This window comes from Capnocytophaga canimorsus (assembly GCF_002302565.1).
GTDB lineage: Bacteria > Bacteroidota > Bacteroidia > Flavobacteriales > Flavobacteriaceae > Capnocytophaga > Capnocytophaga canimorsus.
This window is the reverse complement of the sequence record NZ_CP022382.1, coordinates 1,133,263-1,152,384: the sequence shown is the minus strand read 5'-3', so window position 1 is coordinate 1,152,384 and position 19,122 is coordinate 1,133,263. Positions and strand designations below refer to the sequence as shown.

The following is a 19,122-nucleotide window of genomic DNA, read 5'->3' as shown; positions in this document are numbered from 1 at the left end:
ACTTTAGAATACTTTTACAATCCCACAATGAACTTTAGTAGGGCTATTTTCATCTCGAAGTATCATTTCGAATTTAATAGTGTCATTCTCCGCTTTTCTGAGGGCAATACTAAAAATGGTTAAAATGCTATCTTGTATATTAAGGTTGTACTGTTTGTTATACGGAAATTCAAAGTATTTTCCTTGTCCAATATTCATCTTTTGTGTTATGATTTGATAAGGATATTTTGTTTGATTTTCAGATAATACTCTTGTTTCTTTCGACGTTTTTTTACCCCATTTATAACCTCTTTCTACATAAAAAATGGTATCCTTTTTATTAAAGTAGCTCATTAACGAATCGGGCTCTGTAATAAAATTCATTTTTTTTACAAAAACATTCCTATTAACAGACTCTGTTGGAGGATATCCTAATTCATAATACAATCCTTGCTCTCCCCGTGCAAAGAAATAACCATTGCGAGTGTTTTGTCTTTGTTCTGAAGTTACATTTTTATACCAACTCCAATGACCCCAATAAAGATACAAAAGGCATAACAATTTGATAATAATTACTATACCTAACGACAACAAAAATATTTTCTTTACTTTTTTCATAAAGATTTTTTAAATCTCTTTGTCTGCCAACAAAATTACAAAAATATTTTAATACGAAGATTGAGAATTTTTTAATAGCTTTGTTACGCTAAACCAATCTTTTAATCTAATGAAAAGAATATTTATTTTGTTGCTGTTTTTAGGATGTTTTTTTAACTGTTGGGGACAAGAAAATGGAATTTCTTTGGGGGATAAAGTAGAAAAGCCTCTTTTTAATTCTGGTTTTTCTGGTATTTTAGTAAATTCATCTCAATTCTTACCCAAAAGAGTAAAAACAATCGGGGATATTTTCTATACCTTTGCTACCGACAAAGAAAATAAAGTAGTATTTGTTTCAGTATCAGACGAAAAATTCAAAATAGAGGGAGAAAAGTGGATAGGGAAAAAAGTAAGTGAACTTAGCAAAGAGTACCTTATAAAAAAGATGTCTGGTTGGGGATTTTACGTTAAAATTAATGACACTTGGAGGGGATTATTAAGCACGAAGGCATCAAATGCAAATGACACATATACTGACCAAGATACGATTATCTCCGTTTTTCAATCTGTTTGGGCGAATTAGCATTATAAAGAAAAACGAAAAACCACCTTTTAAAGGTGGTTTTTCGTTTTATATCATCTACTTGTTAATTAAAAAGTATATAAAATACCTACACCTAAAATCTGCTTAAATTGGGTTCTGGCTCCGTAGGATTGTGATTTTCCTTGAGCATCTTTGTAGGATTTGAATTTCACATCGTCATCGTAACGTATGTGAGTGCCTAATCGGGCTTGTACGTAGTTATTTACTTTCAGATGAATATTCATTTCCCAGTCAATATCAATATTGCCAAATTTCTCCAAATAATCGCCATAAAAATTGAAAACATTATTCATATTGATGTTTTGTGCAATTCTCTTTTCCCAACTTCCTTTGAGCATAAAACCCAATTCGGAATTGGAGTTTTTTCCTGGTTTTATGATTTTTCCAGAGGCGTCGTACACGGCTTTATCCACCCCGAAAGCACCTTTGTCTGCCAAAGTTTGGTCTAGCACCAAAGTTGTTTTTAAGGTAAGAGGTGATAAAAATAGGTTGAATTTTTTGCCTTTTGGGGCATATTCTGCCCCTGAACCCAAATAGATATAGCCAGGCGCTAAAAATTTTGAGATGGGAACCTCTCGATTCGGATAGGAATATCCGTTGGTGAGTTGTGTAGTAAGTTGCAATTGACTTGAAAAATACCAATACGATTTTGACTTTCCGCGATATCCAAAGGAGGAGGTGAGTGTCATTTTATCGTCGGTTTTTCTTAATTTTTCTTTTTCTTGAATGTTTACGCCGTAGTTGATTTCTAGTTCATTATCCCAAAAGAAAATTTCTTCAGAATAACGTCTTCTGAATTTGGCATTCATCAATCCAGATAGGGAACTATTTCCTCCAGCGCTCCAATTTGATAAAGCTACCTCACTCAAATTCAAGTTCAATTGATTGAAACGAAACCATTTTTCTTGCTCCATTTTGAATCTTTTAATAATAAATTGAGGTGTTTTGTGGTCTTCAATCACTTGTAAGGGAGTTACTTTAAGCGGTATGATTTCAGGATTAACCCGACGAATTTGAGCAAAAGCCGTAAGGGTAAATCCTATTAAAATGAGTAGCAATACATTTTTTTTCATAAGAGATATTTATTTTAAAAGCATTTTTAATTTTTTAGCAATTCCTTGAGAGTCCAAACCGACTTCTTGCCTTAAATCTTCCACACTTCCGTGAGCAATAAAGACATCGGGGATTCCAATTACTGTTATCTTGTTTTTGTATGATTTTTTTTGAGCGAATTCGATAATTGCACTACCTAATCCACCAATCTCGCTTCCTTCTTCCACAGTTATAATTGATTCATAGTTAAGGAAAATATCATTTAGAATTTCTTCATCTAAAGGCTTTAGAAAACGCATATCGAAATGAGCAAATTCCGATGCGTTATCAAGCGAATTGATTGCTTTTTGAGTGTTTTCAGCAATACTTCCGATACTCAAAACAGCAAATCGAGACCCCGATTTAAGCTGCATCGCTTTTCCTATCGGAATAAATTCCAAAGAGTCATTCCAATCTGTAATGTCACAAACTCCTCTTGGGTAGCGAATTGCCATCGGTTGAGTAAGTCCTTTTTGAGCGGTATATAGCATATTACGTAGTTGTGAGGCATTTCTGGGCGAGGCGATAATCAAATTGGGTATCGGGCGTAGGAAAGCCATATCAAACACACCGTGATGTGTGGCGCCGTCTTCTCCTACAAGTCCAGCACGGTCAATGCAAAAAATCACGGGAATGTTTTGTAACGCTACATCGTGAATAATCTGATCGTAAGCACGTTGCAAAAAAGTAGAGTAAATCACACAAAACGGAATACAGCCTTCAAGAGCCAGTCCTGCTGAGAACGTAACGGCGTGTTGTTCGGCAATACCCACATCAAAGGTTCGCTCAGGAAATTTTTCCATCATAAAATGAAGAGAACTTCCACTGGGCATCGCCGGAGTGATTGCCACAATTTTCTCATTTTTTTCAGAAAGTTGTAAAAGTGTCTTTCCGAAAACATCTTGATATTTAATATGTTGTTCGTTGAAATTAAGGTGTCGTTCTCCTGTGATTTTATCGAATTTTCCTGGAGCGTGGTACGTAACTTGGTCATCTTCTGCTTTTTTAAGTCCTTTTCCTTTGGTAGTTTTTAGATGTAATAGCTTAATTCCCTTAATGTTTTTGGTGTGTTTAAGAGCGGTTATTATCTGCGGGATATTATGTCCGTCTATACTACCTTGATATTTGATATTGAAGGTTTTAAAAAAGTCATCATTTTTATTTTGCCATAATTGGTTGAAGTAATCTTTTAGGGCTCCTACGGAAGGGTCTATTCCCATTGTGTTGTCGTTGAGGATGATAAGTAGATTTGCTTGGGTGGTTCCTGCGTGGTTCATTGCCTCAAAAGCCATTCCACTAACGATGGAAGCATCGCCAATAACAGCAATATGTTGCCTATCTATGCCAGCAAGTTTGGAAGCTATTGCCATTCCTAAAATCGCAGAAATGGAGGTGGAGGAGTGCCCCGTCCCGAAGGCATCATAGGGACTTTCATCAATCTTTGGAAAACCACTGATGCCATTGAGTTGGCGGTTAGTTTGAAAAGCTTTTTGCCTTGAGGTAAGTATTTTATGTCCGTATGCCTGATGCCCTACGTCCCAAATTAGCTTGTCTTTTGGGGTATTAAATACATAATGCAAGGCAATGGTTAGTTCAACCACTCCTAAACTTGCTCCTAAATGTCCTTCCTTAACTGAAACCACATCAACGATAAACTCGCGCAACTCCTGAGCTAAAATAGGTAATTGCTCTACGGATAATTTCCGCAGGTCATCAGGAGTTTTTATGTGTGGCAATAGAGTAAACATTGGGCAAAATTACGTAAATATGCTGATTTTTGGGTTATCCGAAATTTTTTAAATCAAAAAAGCTAGTGTTAAAAACGGCTTCAAATAAAAAAAGGCAATCCTAAAAAATGAATTGCCTCTCCTTATGTTTTAAATCAATAAAAGATTTATGCTTCAGTAGTTTGTTCTGTATTGTCCACCAAAACTTGACCACGATAGTAAAGTTTTCCTTCGTGCCAATGTGCTCTGTGATACAAGTGATTTTCACCCGTAGTAGGGTCTTTTGCAATTTGAGGAACTACAGCTTTGTAGTGTGTTCTTCTCTTATCTCTTCTTGTTTTCGATTGTCTTCTCTTAGGATGTGCCATTTTTATTTATCTTTGTCCGTTAATAATTTTTTTAATTCGTTCCACCTAGGGTCAATATTTTCATACGTTTGCTGTTCATTTTCTGAAATTTCCTTAGGGCTTAACTCCTCTAATTTTTCTAAAATATCAGTATGTAAAGTACCGTTCTCTACCTGCGGATGCACTCGCTTTGCTGGAGCCGAAAGTACAATATATTCGAAAATATACTGTGCTACATTAAGGGAGTGTTCTCCATAAGGCAATACCAAGAGTTCTTCATTTTCATCGTTATATTCTTCTCCGAACTTCACTACCAGAAACCACTCTCCGCTAACAGGCATATCAAAGGGTTCGTTGGTAAGGTCGCAATTTACGTTAATAGTCCCTTGGTTTTTAAAATGAAGTTCTAACAAGTTACTATGTTTATCTAATATAATTTCTACCGTTTGTTGAACATCATTAAAATCCTCATAATCAAACAAATCTAAGAACTTCTTGTCAATGTGATATGAAAACGTATGTTTCCCTTGTTTTAAACCTGCAAAGGAGATGTCATATTCTTTTAACTTCCTCATAATGTACAAGTTTAGCTTTGATTTCCGCTTTTAACGGAGTGCAAATATACTACTTTATTCTGAATATCAAATATTTTTAGAAAAAATTATAGGTCAAACACACGGAAAAATTCAATGAGTATTGAAAATAATTTTGTGTATTTGACCTAAGTATAAATCTATAAATCAGTTTATTATTTGACTTTTTTTAAGAATGAATTTCGATTAAGGTTTAGAATTTAGCCGAAAAAATCTTAGGATTGATATTTAGGCTACACCAAAACCAATCTTGATAACCTCTAGCATTAGGCGTTTTTTTAAGTGTTTTCAAAGCATCGGTTGTAAAATAGGTAGAATATCCCATTTGTAGCCCGATATAAGGTTGTACTTTAAGTGTATAGACCAAATCAATTTCGTTACCCAAACCGCGTTTTTTATTACCTTTACTATCATAAACGGTTCCTGCAGATGAAAAATTGTGCCAAGTTGCAGAAAGGTTACTTTTTTCGCCTGTACGGAAATTAGCGGTTAAGTACGGATTGATAAGTCCAGAAGGATTTACCGCTGGAACGTAATAATAGTCCATAAATCCGTAAAATTTATGATTTGTTCCTGAGAAAGGATTGAAAGCCTTATCCTTGCCCGAAGTATCATCAGCATTTCTTCCACTTAAATAGTCAATTCCTCCCGATAGGCTAAATACATCTGAAAATTTATATCCCGCATTCAGAGCAAACATATAAGCACTTTTGGTGGCTCCTGCCGCATTTTTACCCGTTTGGAAGTATGAAGTTAGTCCGTATTTCCAATCGTTTATAGCTCCTATGTAATGAAATCCAAAAGTTTGCATATTGTGAACTTTATCGGAAGTGTTGTCGTCTTTGAAACCTAAGTTGCTCAATAAGAAAGAAATACGATTGCTTTGTGAGATGTTGTACAATCCGTAGAAAGTTTCCATATGCTGATAAGGTTGTGCATTAGTCGGGCTAAAATGCTGAACAGCAGGACTATTGATGTTCATTGTTTTATCGGCATAATTTTGATTGAAAGCAAAGAAAGTGCGAAGCAAGAATTTGTCAGAAGCTTTCCAATTTAAGTTCACAGCATCGTGGCTACGTCCTGCAGGATGCCAGTCCAGCGAACCAAAAATTCGGTCATCGTCCAGAACAATCATTTGTCGCCCGATTTTAGCATTCGATTTCGGAGTGATTGGGAAAGAAGCATATGCCTCAAAAATAGAAGCTCCTCCTGTTTTGTCATTTACTTGAATTTGAGGTGCTTGTCCCCAAATGTTTACATTCTGTAAAGAAACGTACAAATGTAGCTTATCTTCATTTTTGTAATCAAAGTTCAATCGTGTACGATTGTTTACTAAAATTGCAGGGGCTTCACCCTCTTGTAAAGGACGATAAGCTCCGTTTCGGTATTCAAAACGCGGACGTACTTGAGCCGAAAGTGAAAATTCATTGTTTGTCTCTTGGGCATTTGTCAAAGACGTGCAAAGAGTTGCAAAAACTCCACACGCGAGTACTGAAAATAAATGTGTTCTCATATCTTAGTTAATTTTAAGTTCCAACGATGTTTAAATCTGAATTTAATACATTGATATTCCATATTAAATGCTGTTTATTTAGAATGATAATAAAATATTATTTTGTCTTTAAAAGTATAACATCTCATATTGCAAATGTAATAAAAAGTATCTAAATTTGCGACAATAAGATGAAAATATCTTTTTATAAGCAATGGCAACGACAAACAAAACAAAACAAGTGAAAAAGAATAAGTATTTCAGATACTTAATTCCTTCTTTGGTAGGGATACTACTTGGGCTTAGTGGATATATTTTTTATATATCCAAAGCGTATTCCTATCTGTCTGATGATCCTAAAGCTTGTGTGAATTGCCATATTATGGCACCAGAGTATTCCACGTGGTTTCACTCTTCGCACGGGCGAAACACCGTGTGTAACGATTGTCACGTTCCGCACGATAATTTCTTTAGGAAGTACTATTTTAAGGCAAGTGATGGTTTAAGACACGCAACGATGTTTACCTTTCGTATGGAACCACAGGTAATCACGATGCACAAACCAGGGCAAATGGTGGTACAAGAGAATTGTATCCGTTGTCACGACCAGCTAAATAGTGTGGTGGGAACGGGAAATGTTACAGCTCAAATGGCACACGCTGACCAAGGAAAACTCTGTTGGGAATGCCATACCGATGTGCCTCACGGAAATGTTCGTGGGCTGAATTCAGCTCCGAATGCCAGAGTGCCTCTCGCTTCAGAACCTGTGCCTGAGTGGCTTCAGAATATGGTTAAAAACCAGCAGAAAGGCAAATAATTATAAAGAAACGAAATATAAAATATTGACTGACAATTAATACACTTAGCGATGAAAAAGAAAAATTGGTTAATCGTAGGAATTTTGGCTGTTGTAACGTTCCTTTTAGGAATGCTTGCTAATTCCATTATGGGAAGAAAAGCCGAAGCACAAATCATTTCAAGAGCAAATACTGATATTAAGGATTTTGAAGCTCGAAATGAAATCTGGGGAGAGTATTATCAACGTGAGTACCAGTCTTGGCTACAAACTGCCGATACTACTTTCAGAGCCAAATATATGAGTAGTGATAATGATGACTTGTTGGCTGAACGTCCTGAAATGGTGATTTTGTGGGCGGGGTATGCGTTTTCAAAAGATTACACGGCTCCTCGTGGGCATATGCACGCCGTTGCCGATGTTACTCATACACTTCGTACGGGTTCTCCAACCGATTCAACACATTCACCACAGCCTAGCACTTGTTGGACTTGTAAAAGTCCTGATGTCCCTCGAATGATGAACAAAATTGGTATTGAAAATTATTATAAAGGACATTGGGACGATTTAGGAAGTGAAATCGTAAATCCTATTGGTTGTGCTAACTGTCACGACCCGAAAACAATGAATTTGACTATCACACAACCAGCTCTTGTTGAGGCTTTTAATCGTCAAGGAAAAGACATTACCAAAGCTACTCATCAGGAAATGCGTTCACTGGTATGTGCTCAGTGTCACGTGGAGTATTACTTCAAAAAAGAAAGTAATTATTTGACATTCCCTTGGGATCACGGAAAAAAAGTTGAGGATGTTGAGAAATTCTATGATAATGTAGGTTGGACAGACTTTGTTCATAAAGTGAGCCGTACGCCAATTCTTAAGGCACAACACCCTGACTATGAAATCTTCCAATTAGGAATTCACGCTCAACGTGGTGTTTCTTGTTCGGATTGTCATATGCCTTACAAAACAGAAGGAGGTGTGAAATACACCGACCACCATATTAGCAGTCCGCTTAGAAACGTAAATGCAAGTTGCCAAGTTTGTCACAGACAACCTGAGGAAGAATTGATCAAAAACGTTTACGAGCGTCAGGACTATGTGTTCACACTCCGAAATCGTTTGGAAAAACAATTAGCAAAAGTACACTTCCAAGCTAAATTCTTGTGGGACAATGGAGCCACTGAGGAGCAAATGAAACCAATTTTAGACCTTATCCGTAAATCACAATGGCGTTGGGATTTCATCACAGCATCGCACGGAGCAGCGTTCCACGCACCGATTGAGTCTCAAAAAGTATTGGGTGATGGTATGTTCTACGCTATGCAAGCCGAATCGGATATGAACGGGCTAACAGACAAACTTAAAATTACTGCTAAATTTGAAATGCCAGACATCAGTACGAAAGCCAAAGCACAGGCAATCATTGGTTTGGATATGGAAAAAGAAGAAGCAAACAAAAAACAATTTATGAAAACCATCGTTCCGAAATGGATAAAAGAAGCCAAAGAAAAAGGAAACTTGGTTACTCAAAAATAATATTTTCGTAAAGAAGAATAACAACCGTTGCAGGGTTTTTAGTTTACAAAAAATAATTCTGCAGCGGTTTTTTTTATAGATGTAAACGAAGAAAATATATGAACTTAGATAAAGAATTTCACAAAAGCAATCAGTATCGTTACTCGGTAGTAATTGCCTTGTTATCACTGTTGTTGGGATTTATTTTGCAGTATTTTTTAGGAAGTATCCCGAAGAGTTGGTTTAGTTTTCCACAAAATATCATAGGCGGATTAGTATTTGTTTTTCTAAATACAGCTATCTTCTTTATTTTCAAGAAGAAAAACTTTATTAATCTGCATTCAAGTACTCCTTTTGCTATTGTTACAGTGATAACACTTGGTGTGCTAACCATTGGGCTTGGAAGCATTAGTGTTGGGCAGGAGCATCACGCAAATTCTTTTTGGCTAAATTTGGGCTTGGACGATATTACCAAAACGTGGTATTTTGCTCTTATTTATTTGATGGCTCTGACGAATTTATGGTTAGCAATCCTCAAACGTTCAATGGTTTATCAGAAGAAAAACATTACTTTTTTGTTGAATCATTTTGGACTTTGGCTCATAATGTTTGCGGGGGTTTTAGGGCAAGGCGATTTGGTTCGTCTTAAAATGGATTTGTACAAAGATAAAGTGGAATGGCGTGCTACTGATGACAACGGAAATGTTATTGAACTGCCTATTGCGATGGAGTTAAAATCCTTTGACATAGATATTTATCGTAATAAATTGTTTGTGATTGATTCCGCAGGAAATGCACTTCCGAAGAGTAAACCAATGGGGTTTATGCTTGAAAAAGATGGCTCACAAGGAGAAATTCTCAATTGGAAAATCACACAACACCAGTATTTTGAAAAGGCTGTTCCTGAGACAGATAGCACTTACGTTAATCACGGAATGTGGGGAGCAACAAATGCAGCTTTTGTTACGGTTGAAAATCTGAAAACTGGAGAAAAAAAGCAGGAATGGATTTCGGCAGGAAATTTTCAGCTGCCACCACGAACCATTCAACTTGATGCCGAACATACGTTAGTGATGGCTCCTGCCGAAGCTCGTAAGTTTCAGTCGGAAGTGTCTATTTATCAAAAAGATACTGAAGAAGTTCGCAATGAAAAAATTGAAGTTAATCATCCTATAAAAGTTGATGGTTGGAAGGTGTATCAGGTGAGTTATGATGAGCGTATGGGGCGTTGGTCGGAACTTAGTGTTGTTGAACTTATTTTAGATCCTTGGTTACCTGTAGTTTACACCGGGATTTTTATTTTGATGGCAGGAGGAATAGCGTTTTTATTTGTAAATAGAAGATAATTATGTGGCAGTATTTTAATTATATAACATTAGCGATTTTGGTTTTATGGATAGCTTCAGGAATTCTTATCTATTCTAAAAATCAGATGTACAGAAAGTTAAGTTTATCACTTCATCTTTTGTCAACTCTAATTATTGGAGTATTTATAACAAAGTTATGGATAGAACTTGATCGTCCGCCGTTGAGGACTTTGGCTGAAACACGCATTTGGTATGCCTTTTTTATGGGGTTGATTGGTTTTTCGATATATTTGTTGTATCGCCAAAAATGGATGTTGAATTACTCGGCTTTGATGGGTATTGTGTTTATGCTGGTAACGTTTTTCCGTCCGGATACAATGAACAAAACCTTGATGCCGGCATTGCAAAGTGTTTGGTTTATTCCGCACGTAATTGTGTATATTTTTGCTTATGCGATGCTCGGAATGGCTTCGCTTACTGCGGTTTATGGAATTTATCTTTGTAAAAAACAAAAAGATACCCAAAATGCTATTGCAGTAACTGACCAATTGATAAAAATTGGTTATGTTTTTCTGACCTTCGGTTTGCTTTTTGGGGCTTTGTGGGCAAAAGAAGCTTGGGGGCATTATTGGACGTGGGATCCAAAAGAAACGTGGGCTTTCATTACTTGGCTTGCTTATTTGGTGTATATTCACTACAAATACAAACATAAAGAAAAACAGCCTTTTAACAGTTTTCTGATTGTAATAATTGCATTTTTGTTATTGTTAGTCTGTTGGTTTGGAGTCAATTACTTGCCTACCGCCCAAATGAGTGTGCATACGTACTCGGGGTAGTTTTTAGTGAAATCAACCTCTGCAAAAAATAAGTTGCTCATTTTTTCATTTCTTTATCAAATTGAAGGTATTGATTTCTCAGAAAATGAGCAATTTTTTCTTTATCTAAGAATGGGAAATCAAAAAATTAGAATCTTGAATTTGTATTGATTCAATAAAAAATGAATTGTGTATATTTGCCCAAATAAAGTGATTATTTTTGAGATATGAGAAATATGAAATCTGCTATTCTATGGCTGTTTTTTCTAGTAGTTCACGCCAGTTTTTCTCAAAACGCATCTTACTGGCAACAACAGGCTGATTATGTTATGGAAATTGACGTAAATGTCAAAAAATATCAGTACAAAGGCAAACAAAAACTTACTTACACGAATAATTCGCCAGATATTTTAAAAGTGGTGTTTTACCATTTGTATTATAATGCTTTTCAACCTGGGAGTGAAATGGACGCTCGTCTGCAAACGATAGCTGACCCAGATCGTAGAATGACTAATAATATCGGGAGTAAAGAATCGCCAAAATACGAGAGCCGTATTGCTAAACTTACTCCTTCTGAGGTTGGGTACATTAAAATAAAAACATTACAGCAAGATGGTATCTCGGTAAAACATCAAACGGAAGGAACAATACTAAAAGTTACCTTAAATCAACCTATTTTACCCAAAACCAGCACTGTTTTTGAGATGGAATATGAGGCTCAAATTCCAGTAATGATTCGCCGAACTGGACGAAACAGCCAAGACGCAGTTGCACTTTCTATGGCGCAATGGTATCCTAAAATAGCAGCTTATGATTATCGAGGGTGGCATCCGAATGAGTACATCGGACGTGAATTTTATGGTGTTTGGGGAAATTTTGATGTTAAAATTACCATTGATAAAAATTACATTTTAGGAGCAACAGGCTATTTGCAAAATGCCAACGAAATTGGCTTTGGTTATCAAGATGAAGGTGTTAAAGTAACTGTCCAAAAAGGAAAAACAAAAACGTGGCATTTTTTAGCTCCTAAGGTTCACGACTTTACTTGGGCGGCTGACCCACACTTTAAACACGATAAGATAAAATTGGCTGATGATAAAACGTTCCATTTTCTTTATAAATCTCACGAAAGTAATTGGAAAAAGATGCAACCCGAACTAGTCAAAACCTTCGCATACTTCAATAAAATCGTGGGTGAGTATCCTTGGAAACAATATTCTTTCATTCAAGGAGGCGATGGCGGTATGGAGTATGCAATGTGTACTTTGGTCGCAGGGGGAGAGCATTACAATAGCCTTTTAGGAACTTCTATTCACGAATTGGCACACGCGTGGTTTCAACACCTTTTGGCTACTGATGAGGCTTCCTATGCTTGGATGGATGAAGGATTTACCTCATTCATAGAAGATTTGGCAATGCACACGGTGGTGTATCCTGATTCACAAAAAAATCTTTTTCAAGGGGCTTATCGAAGCTATTTTAGTTTGGTAAATTCAGGGTTGGAAGAACCTGCTACTACACACGCCGATCGTTATCATCGGAATTTTCCGTATTCGGTAATGGCTTATAGTAAAGGCTTGTTGTTTCTTACGCAAATTGGGTATATCATCGGAGAGTCTAATTTGATGAAAACATTACAGCAATTTTATACTGATTTTGCTTTTAAAAATCCTCACCCGATTGATTTTATTCGTACGGCTGAAAAAGTTTCGGGCTTACAACTGGGGTGGTTCTTAAATGAATTTATCGAAACAACGCATACTGCGGATTATGCCATAGATAAAGTAGTTGCAAACGGAAATAAAACACAAATTACGCTTAAACGCATCGGGCGACTCCCTTTACCCATAGATTTGTTTGTTATCGGCAAAGACGCAAGCAAAACCTACTGTTACATTCCGTTACGTATGCAATTCGGTGAAAAAGAAAATCCGTATAAAAACTATCCGCAGAAAACTTTCCCTGCTTGGGGGTGGGCACATCCTACCTACACCTTTGAGGTAGAAATGCCACTGAAAGACATACAAACCATTGTTATTGACCCTAACAATGTTACTGTGGACATCAACAAGAAAAACAACGTATTTGAAAACAACTGATAAAGCATTTGGCTTCCCCAAATCCGAAAAAATCTGTAGCCGTAAACAAATCGAAAGATTATTTACTCAAGGGAAAAAGATACAACTCTTTCCCCTTACGTTGGTGTATTGCTCAATGAATGATTTTGAGCAAGAAGTTCATTTTAAGGTGTTAATGAGTGTACCTAAACGCAACTTCAAAAAAGCGGTTCATCGTAATCGCATCAAAAGGCTTATGCGTGAAAATTATCGTTTGCAGAAACAGATTTTGGAACAAATTCCTGATAAATATGGGTTTGCTTTTATTTTTCAAGGACGAGAAATGCCTGATTTTAAATTTGTTTCAGAAAGAATGAAGGCTTGCTTTGAAAAATTTATACAAGAGGTTAGTTAAAAGTATGTATTTTTGTATCATCATATTAAAAAAATAAAACTATGAAATGGCAAGGACGTAGGCAAAGTGGTAATGTAGAAGACCGCAGAGGTATGGGCACAGGCGGTAAAGTAATTGCAGGAGGAGGACTCATAGGGGTGGTAATTTTGCTTTTGCAACTTTTCGGAGGTGAAACGGGGCAAAATCTAGCACCTGTACTTGAGCAGTTTAACCAACAAGGTAAAGCGCCTACAGAGCGCTCTCGAGAACTCACCGCTGAAGAAATTCAAATTAAGGAATTTGTTTCCACTGTTTTAGCGGACACTGAAGATGTTTGGGAAAAGATTTTTGCCCAAAACAATTTGGGGACTTACAAAAAACCATCGTTAGTATTGTTTAACGATGTGGTAGATTCGGGGTGCGGAAGAGCTACGGCAGCAACAGGTCCGTTTTATTGTCCTGCTGATTATAAGCTTTATATGGATATGAGCTTTTTTGAGGAATTACGTTCGCGTTTCGGAGCTAAGGGTGGCGATTTTGCCATTGCTTACGTAATGGCTCACGAGGTAGGGCATCACGTACAGACGCTTTTAGGTACTTCGCAAAAGGTGCGTCAGGCACAACAAGGCAAAAGTAAGGCTTATGCAAACAAACTTTCAGTTGCTCAAGAGCTACAAGCCGATTTCTATGCAGGGGTTTGGGCGCATCACAATCAAAAGTATCTGGATGAGGGGGACATTGAAGAAGCTATTAGCGCTGCAAGTGCCGTAGGTGATGATGCCATACAAAGGCGTATGCAAGGACACGTACAACCCGACAGCTTCACACACGGAACCTCAAAACAGCGCATCGAATGGTTTATGAGAGGCTTTAAAACGGGAGATATCCGTCAAGGAGACACTTTTAAAGAAATTCTCAACTAAATATAGGTTTTTAAAATGAACAAAAGCATCATTTTTAAAGATTTAGGTAAGAAAGATTATAAAGAAACTTGGGATTTGCAGGAAGAAATCTTCCAATCTATTTTACAGACAAAACATCAAAATCGTAAAGATAATGCACAGAATCCTACCGAAAATCATTTCCTGTTTGTTGAGCATCCTCACGTATATACTTTAGGTAAAAGTGGTGATATTTCAAATCTTTTGGTAGATGAAAAAACCTTAGCAACAAAAGGGGCTTCCTTTTATAAAATCAATCGTGGTGGAGATATCACTTATCACGGGCCGGGGCAGATTGTAGGCTATCCAATTTTAGATTTGGATAATTTTTTTACCGATATACATAAATACCTTCGTCTTTTGGAAGAAACCATCATATTAACTCTTAAAGAATACGGTATTTCCGCCACACGAAGTGAAGGCGAAACAGGGGTTTGGATTGATGTAGGAACGCCCTTTGCTCGAAAAATTTGTGCTATGGGCGTACGTTCCTCACGTTGGGTTACAATGCACGGTTTTGCACTGAATGTCAATGCTGATTTAGGGTACTTTGACAATATCATTCCTTGTGGAATACGTGGAAAAGCTGTGACCTCGCTCAATGTGGAATTGGGTAGGAGCGAAGTGCCTTTACAAGAGGTGAAAGACAAAATCAAAAAATATTTTGCTCAATTATTTGAAGCCGATTTTATTTAAATGAAATCAGCAAGATGAAAGATTTTTTACAGCGTAAAAATATCGAAATCAGTTTAAAACGTTACGGTATAGAAGCGCTCAATGCGATGGCTTTAGGGCTGTTTGCCTCGTTAATTACTGGACTCATATTGCGTAATGTAGGGCAATGGCTGGAGTGGGATTGGCTAAAAGAAATTGGACAACAAGCTCAACAAGCTATGGGAGCAGCCATTGGTGTTTGCGTGGCTTATGCTTTGAAATCGCCACTTTTGGTTCTAGCAGCTTCTGCTGTAGTAGGTATTTCAGCAGCAGCCTTGGGCGGACCTGTAGGTTGTTTCGTTTCGGTGCTTTTGGCTACTGAAATAGGTAAATTAGTACATAAGACCACACCGATAGACATTGTAATTACCCCTGTAGTTACTGTAAGTGTTGGTATAGCTATTGCTCAGTTTACTGGGGTGCACATCGCTTACGCAATGACGGAAGTAGGAAATTTTATAGGTTGGGCTGTGGAATTGCATCCGTTTTTAATGGGAGTGATACTATCGGTAGTTATGGGAATGCTACTTACCTTGCCCATTTCAAGTGCGGCTATTGCAATTTCGCTGTCATTAAGCGGATTGGCAGCTGGAGCGGCCACTGTTGGGTGTTGTACGCAAATGATTGGTTTTGCGGTTATGAGTTATCGTGAAAATAAAATGGCAGGGCTTTTAAGTATGGGTTTAGGAACTAGTATGTTACAAATGCCGAACATTATCAAAAATCCGAAAATATGGCTTCCGCCCATTATGGTTAGTGCTATGCTCGGACCACTTGCAATATTGGTATTCAAAATGCAAAACATACCCTCAGGGGCAGGTATGGGTACTAGCGGTTTAGTGGGGCAGATAGGTACTTTTGAAGCTATGGGGGATAGTGCTAACGTTTTAATAGCTATTTTGTTGTTGCATTTTGCACTCCCGGCAATACTTTGTGGGGGATTGGGTTATTTTTTTCGTAGAAAGGGTTGGATAAAATCAGGCGATTTAAAAATATCTTTCCATTAAAATACTTTTTTGGTTACCTTTGCTCTTTAGCATCTGTAAAAAAATAAAAAATGTTTGAAAAACTCAAGAAGCGTTGGAACGTTACCTCAAATCGGCAGGTAGTGATTATTTTGCTGGTTTTCGCCATTACGGGCTCTGTATCAGCTAAATTGGGCAAACCCATTTGTGACTATTTGAATATATACCCCCATACGTTTCACCCCATGTTATACTGGATTATTCGTTTGATAATTATCCTACCTATTTATCAGGTTATTCTACTGATAGTAGGGGCTGTTTTCGGGCAGTTTCGTTTCTTTTGGGAGTTTGAAAAGCGAATGTTTCGCATTGGTCAGAAAACGAAGAAAACCGTCAAAAGACAACCTTAAAAAATACAATTATGATATACAAAAGAAGTAGTGAGCTTTTTGCTCAAGCTCAAAAAGTATTACCTGGTGGGGTAAACTCTCCGGTTCGAGCATTTAATGCTGTTGGTAGGACGCCCATTTTTGTTAAAGAAGCCCGTGGGGCGTATCTTTTTGATGAAGACGGGCGAAAACTTATTGATTACATTGCCTCTTGGGGACCTATGATATTCGGACACGCCTACAAGCCTGTCATTGATGCCATCGTTCAAAAGGCACAAAAAGGCACCTCTTTTGGTATTCCTACCGAAATTGAAATTCAAATTGCCGAACTTGCTGTTTCAATGGTGCCTAATATTGACAAAATTCGCTTTGTAAATAGTGGTACTGAAGCTTGTATGAGCGCTATTCGCTTGGCTCGTGGATATACTTCTCGTAATAAAATCATTAAGTTTGCGGGGTGTTATCACGGGCATTCCGATTCTTTTTTGATAGAAGCCGGTAGCGGAGCGACTACTTTTGGTAGTCCTAATAGTCCAGGAGTTACCCAAGGCACAGCCAAAGATACGCTTTTGGCAAATTATAATGATTTAGAGTCGGTAACTCGTTTGTTTTTAGCGAATCCTTCCGAAATTGCAGCAGTTATTATCGAACCCGTAGCTGGAAATATGGGGTGTATTCCTCCTAAAAACGGATTTTTAGAGGGTTTAAGAAAACTATGTACTGAGCACGGTGCATTATTGATTTTTGATGAGGTAATGACGGGTTTCCGTTTAGCAAAAGGAGGAGCTCAAGAGGTTTTTGGAGTTGATGCTGATATTGTAACTTTCGGAAAGGTTATCGGAGGAGGGCTTCCTGTTGGGGCTTTTGCTGCACGAAACGAGATTATGCAATTTTTGGCTCCAGAAGGACCTGTTTATCAAGCAGGAACTTTAAGCGGAAATCCACTTGCTATGAGTGCTGGTTTGGCAATGCTTACCGAGTTGAACAATCACTCTGAAATTTTTGAAAGTTTACAACAGAAAACCGAACATTTGCATTTAGGATTTGAAAATGTACTTTCAAAAGCAGGGATTCCACATCAAATCAATCGATTCGGGTCGATGATTTCAGTTCATTTCACTGAAAACCCTGTGACTGATTTTACCTCGTCGGCTCAAGGGAATAATGAACGCTTTAGAAAATACTTCCACGAAATGCTTGCCGAAGGTATTTATTTACCACCAAGCGCCTTTGAAAGTTACTTTTTGAATGATGCCCTTTCTTATGCGGATTTGGACGAAACCATAGCAGCCTTGGAACGTGTAGCCAAAAAGTTGTAGCGATTTTTTTTCTAAATAATTGAAAGAGTGGGCTTTTTGTAAGTTGCTCACTCTTATTTTTTTGGTTGTTTTGCAAAACAGGTCTTAGATTGTACAAGTAAGTGCAATTTTATTTCTTTCATTTGTAACTTATTATAAAAAAACTATATTTGTGGTTCGTAAATCAAATTCCACAAATGGCAAAACGAATCAAACCCATTAAATGTCCGCAATGTGGCAGCACACAAGCGACCGAAACCAAAACCGACTATTACCGCTGTAACAGCTGTCAATCAGAGTTTTTTATTGATAATGATGATATTAACATCCACCATCGGCATACTTATGATACGCCTCAGCTTTCCGCAAAACATCTAAAAGCACTCAAATTTTTAGGGCTTGGGATAGCCGTGTTTTTTCTGATGATGATGGTCATTTCATTACTTCCTTCGAGAACAACATACTCTCCGTCTGCTATTCAGGAAAATAAGCCCTATTGGGACATTGAACAAATTATCCCCACGAGCAATAAAGATGGCGAACCCATTGCCATCGTGGTGGGCGACATTGTTTCAGGGAATTATCCTAACGAAGTTTATAAGCCTACTTTTGGCTTTTTTCACGCCCAAACATTTAAAGAAATTGCCGCCGTACCGATTGATATAGAAAAAGTTGATGATGTTTCTTATAAAAAAATGGACGAAGGCAAAACCTATATCATCATCAATAAAAATCGGCTGTTTTTATTAGATGAAAAAACATTAAGTATCAACGAAGTAACACCACAAAGTATCGGATTGGCTGAATTTGAAAAAGGATTTGCCGGGGTAGAGTTGGCTGTTGCTTATGAAAACACGCTCAAAATAACCAATAATTTAGGACAGGGGTATTATTATTATCCCAAGCTCAATAAGGCAGTGGTTTATGGAAATTATAAAGAAATAGATCAGCTGATTGCCCAAAATCCGATTGCACCACAAGGGGTTACGAAATTTGTTTTTACCAAGAAAGGAGTTGGTTTTTCTGAAAAAATGACCGATAAATTTCCCGAACTTTTCAAAGTAAAAACACAATCGCAAATAGGATACCCTTATAGAGAATTGATGATGCGTTGGAATTACAACCTTTCGGAACAAAGAGTTGAGTTAGAAACTTTCCAAAAAGAATCGCGCATCGTTGAGTACAAAAATTTTACGCCCAATAGAATATATTTTGTACCCGAAGTGTTCCATTATGATGATAATGAGGTGCTTATCCATTTCAAACACGAATTGGCAGAAAGCAGTCCGTACTTTTTCCAAGTGCTTGATGCCCAAACAGGTGAGGTGAAACTTAGCTTACAAAGTCATAAAAATATGCACTATGTGAGAGATGACTTTGTTGCTAAAACAAAAGATGGTTATTTAATAACACTCCGCGATATTTTCTTGCTAAATACAAAGAACGGAAAATTAGAGAAACTTGAACTTAGAGAAAAATTAACACAAAGGTAAAATC

At 37.3% G+C, this 19,122-nt stretch carries 19 protein-coding genes; 13 read left to right on the top strand and 6 right to left on the bottom strand.

Annotated features, from left to right (window positions below; all coding sequences use genetic code 11):
• Nucleotides 1–3: 3 nt before the first annotated feature.
• On the bottom strand, nucleotides 4–597 hold the full coding sequence (locus CGC47_RS05035; protein ID WP_041999021.1) for a hypothetical protein: 594 nt from the start codon (nucleotides 595–597) through the stop codon (nucleotides 4–6).
• A gap of 109 nt (nucleotides 598–706) precedes the next feature.
• Between CGC47_RS05035 and CGC47_RS05030 the strand changes: the two genes are divergently transcribed.
• Complete coding sequence (locus CGC47_RS05030) at nucleotides 707–1,159, top strand: hypothetical protein (protein WP_042001959.1); 453 nt, start codon at nucleotides 707–709, stop codon at nucleotides 1,157–1,159.
• A 68-nt stretch (nucleotides 1,160–1,227) separates the two neighbouring features.
• On the opposite strand, the gene CGC47_RS05025 is transcribed toward CGC47_RS05030, so the two are convergent.
• The 5 genes from CGC47_RS05025 to CGC47_RS05005 form a co-directional block, all read right to left on the bottom strand.
• On the bottom strand, nucleotides 1,228–2,253 hold the full coding sequence (locus CGC47_RS05025) for a DUF3078 domain-containing protein (RefSeq protein ID WP_042001961.1): 1,026 nt from the start codon (nucleotides 2,251–2,253) through the stop codon (nucleotides 1,228–1,230).
• Between the two features lie 9 nt (nucleotides 2,254–2,262).
• A complete protein-coding gene (locus CGC47_RS05020; RefSeq protein WP_042001964.1) occupies nucleotides 2,263–4,020 on the bottom strand; it encodes a 1-deoxy-D-xylulose-5-phosphate synthase in 1,758 nt (585 codons plus the stop codon).
• 146 nt (nucleotides 4,021–4,166) lie between these two features.
• Nucleotides 4,167–4,367 carry a 50S ribosomal protein L32 gene (gene rpmF, locus CGC47_RS05015; protein WP_013997964.1) on the bottom strand — a complete coding sequence of 67 codons (201 nt, stop codon included), beginning with the start codon at nucleotides 4,365–4,367 and terminating at the stop codon, nucleotides 4,167–4,169.
• 2 nt (nucleotides 4,368–4,369) lie between these two features.
• On the bottom strand, nucleotides 4,370–4,921 hold the full coding sequence (locus CGC47_RS05010; protein ID WP_042002122.1) for a YceD family protein: 552 nt from the start codon (nucleotides 4,919–4,921) through the stop codon (nucleotides 4,370–4,372).
• Nucleotides 4,922–5,132: 211 nt separating this feature from the next.
• Nucleotides 5,133–6,452 (bottom strand): alginate export family protein, encoded by a 1,320-nt coding sequence (locus tag CGC47_RS05005; RefSeq protein WP_042001967.1) that lies wholly within the window; start codon nucleotides 6,450–6,452, stop codon nucleotides 5,133–5,135.
• Between the two features lie 193 nt (nucleotides 6,453–6,645).
• Here CGC47_RS05005 and nrfH point away from each other — a divergent pair, with 193 nt between their 5' ends.
• The 12 genes from nrfH (at nucleotide 6,646) to CGC47_RS04945 (ending at nucleotide 19,118) form a co-directional block, all read left to right on the top strand.
• Nucleotides 6,646–7,248 (top strand): cytochrome c nitrite reductase small subunit, encoded by a 603-nt coding sequence (nrfH, locus tag CGC47_RS05000; RefSeq protein ID WP_013997961.1) that lies wholly within the window; start codon nucleotides 6,646–6,648, stop codon nucleotides 7,246–7,248.
• 51 nt (nucleotides 7,249–7,299) lie between these two features.
• Entirely contained in the window at nucleotides 7,300–8,766 is a 1,467-nt protein-coding gene (nrfA, locus tag CGC47_RS04995) for an ammonia-forming cytochrome c nitrite reductase (RefSeq protein ID WP_041992615.1), read from the top strand.
• Nucleotides 8,767–8,864: 98 nt separating this feature from the next.
• The gene (locus tag CGC47_RS04990; RefSeq protein ID WP_042001970.1) at nucleotides 8,865–10,091 is read left to right on the top strand and encodes a cytochrome c biogenesis protein ResB; all 1,227 of its coding nucleotides are present in this window, start codon (nucleotides 8,865–8,867) and stop codon (nucleotides 10,089–10,091) included.
• 2 nt (nucleotides 10,092–10,093) lie between these two features.
• Nucleotides 10,094–10,888 (top strand): cytochrome c biogenesis protein CcsA, encoded by a 795-nt coding sequence (ccsA, locus tag CGC47_RS04985; protein ID WP_042001972.1) that lies wholly within the window; start codon nucleotides 10,094–10,096, stop codon nucleotides 10,886–10,888.
• A gap of 206 nt (nucleotides 10,889–11,094) precedes the next feature.
• The gene (locus CGC47_RS04980; RefSeq protein WP_095900077.1) at nucleotides 11,095–12,966 is read left to right on the top strand and encodes a M1 family metallopeptidase; all 1,872 of its coding nucleotides are present in this window, start codon (nucleotides 11,095–11,097) and stop codon (nucleotides 12,964–12,966) included.
• Nucleotides 12,953–13,339 carry a ribonuclease P protein component gene (rnpA, locus tag CGC47_RS04975; RefSeq protein WP_013997956.1) on the top strand — a complete coding sequence of 129 codons (387 nt, stop codon included), beginning with the start codon at nucleotides 12,953–12,955 and terminating at the stop codon, nucleotides 13,337–13,339. Before CGC47_RS04980 ends, rnpA begins: the two co-directional genes overlap by 14 nt.
• A 41-nt stretch (nucleotides 13,340–13,380) precedes the next feature.
• On the top strand, nucleotides 13,381–14,241 hold the full coding sequence (gene ypfJ / locus CGC47_RS04970) for a KPN_02809 family neutral zinc metallopeptidase (protein ID WP_042001977.1): 861 nt from the start codon (nucleotides 13,381–13,383) through the stop codon (nucleotides 14,239–14,241).
• 15 nt (nucleotides 14,242–14,256) lie between these two features.
• Nucleotides 14,257–14,955: a lipoyl(octanoyl) transferase LipB gene (lipB, locus tag CGC47_RS04965; RefSeq protein WP_013997954.1), complete on the top strand. Its 699-nt coding sequence runs from the start codon at nucleotides 14,257–14,259 to the stop codon at nucleotides 14,953–14,955.
• 14 nt (nucleotides 14,956–14,969) lie between these two features.
• Nucleotides 14,970–15,980 (top strand): PTS transporter subunit IIC, encoded by a 1,011-nt coding sequence (locus CGC47_RS04960; RefSeq protein ID WP_013997953.1) that lies wholly within the window; start codon nucleotides 14,970–14,972, stop codon nucleotides 15,978–15,980.
• Nucleotides 15,981–16,030: 50 nt separating this feature from the next.
• Entirely contained in the window at nucleotides 16,031–16,348 is a 318-nt protein-coding gene (locus tag CGC47_RS04955; RefSeq protein WP_042001982.1) for a DUF6787 family protein, read from the top strand.
• 11 nt (nucleotides 16,349–16,359) lie between these two features.
• Nucleotides 16,360–17,646 carry a glutamate-1-semialdehyde 2,1-aminomutase gene (hemL, locus tag CGC47_RS04950; RefSeq protein ID WP_095900076.1) on the top strand — a complete coding sequence of 429 codons (1,287 nt, stop codon included), beginning with the start codon at nucleotides 16,360–16,362 and terminating at the stop codon, nucleotides 17,644–17,646.
• Between the two features lie 176 nt (nucleotides 17,647–17,822).
• A complete protein-coding gene (locus CGC47_RS04945; protein WP_082025350.1) occupies nucleotides 17,823–19,118 on the top strand; it encodes a hypothetical protein in 1,296 nt (431 codons plus the stop codon).
• The last annotated feature ends 4 nt before the right edge of the window (nucleotides 19,119–19,122 follow it).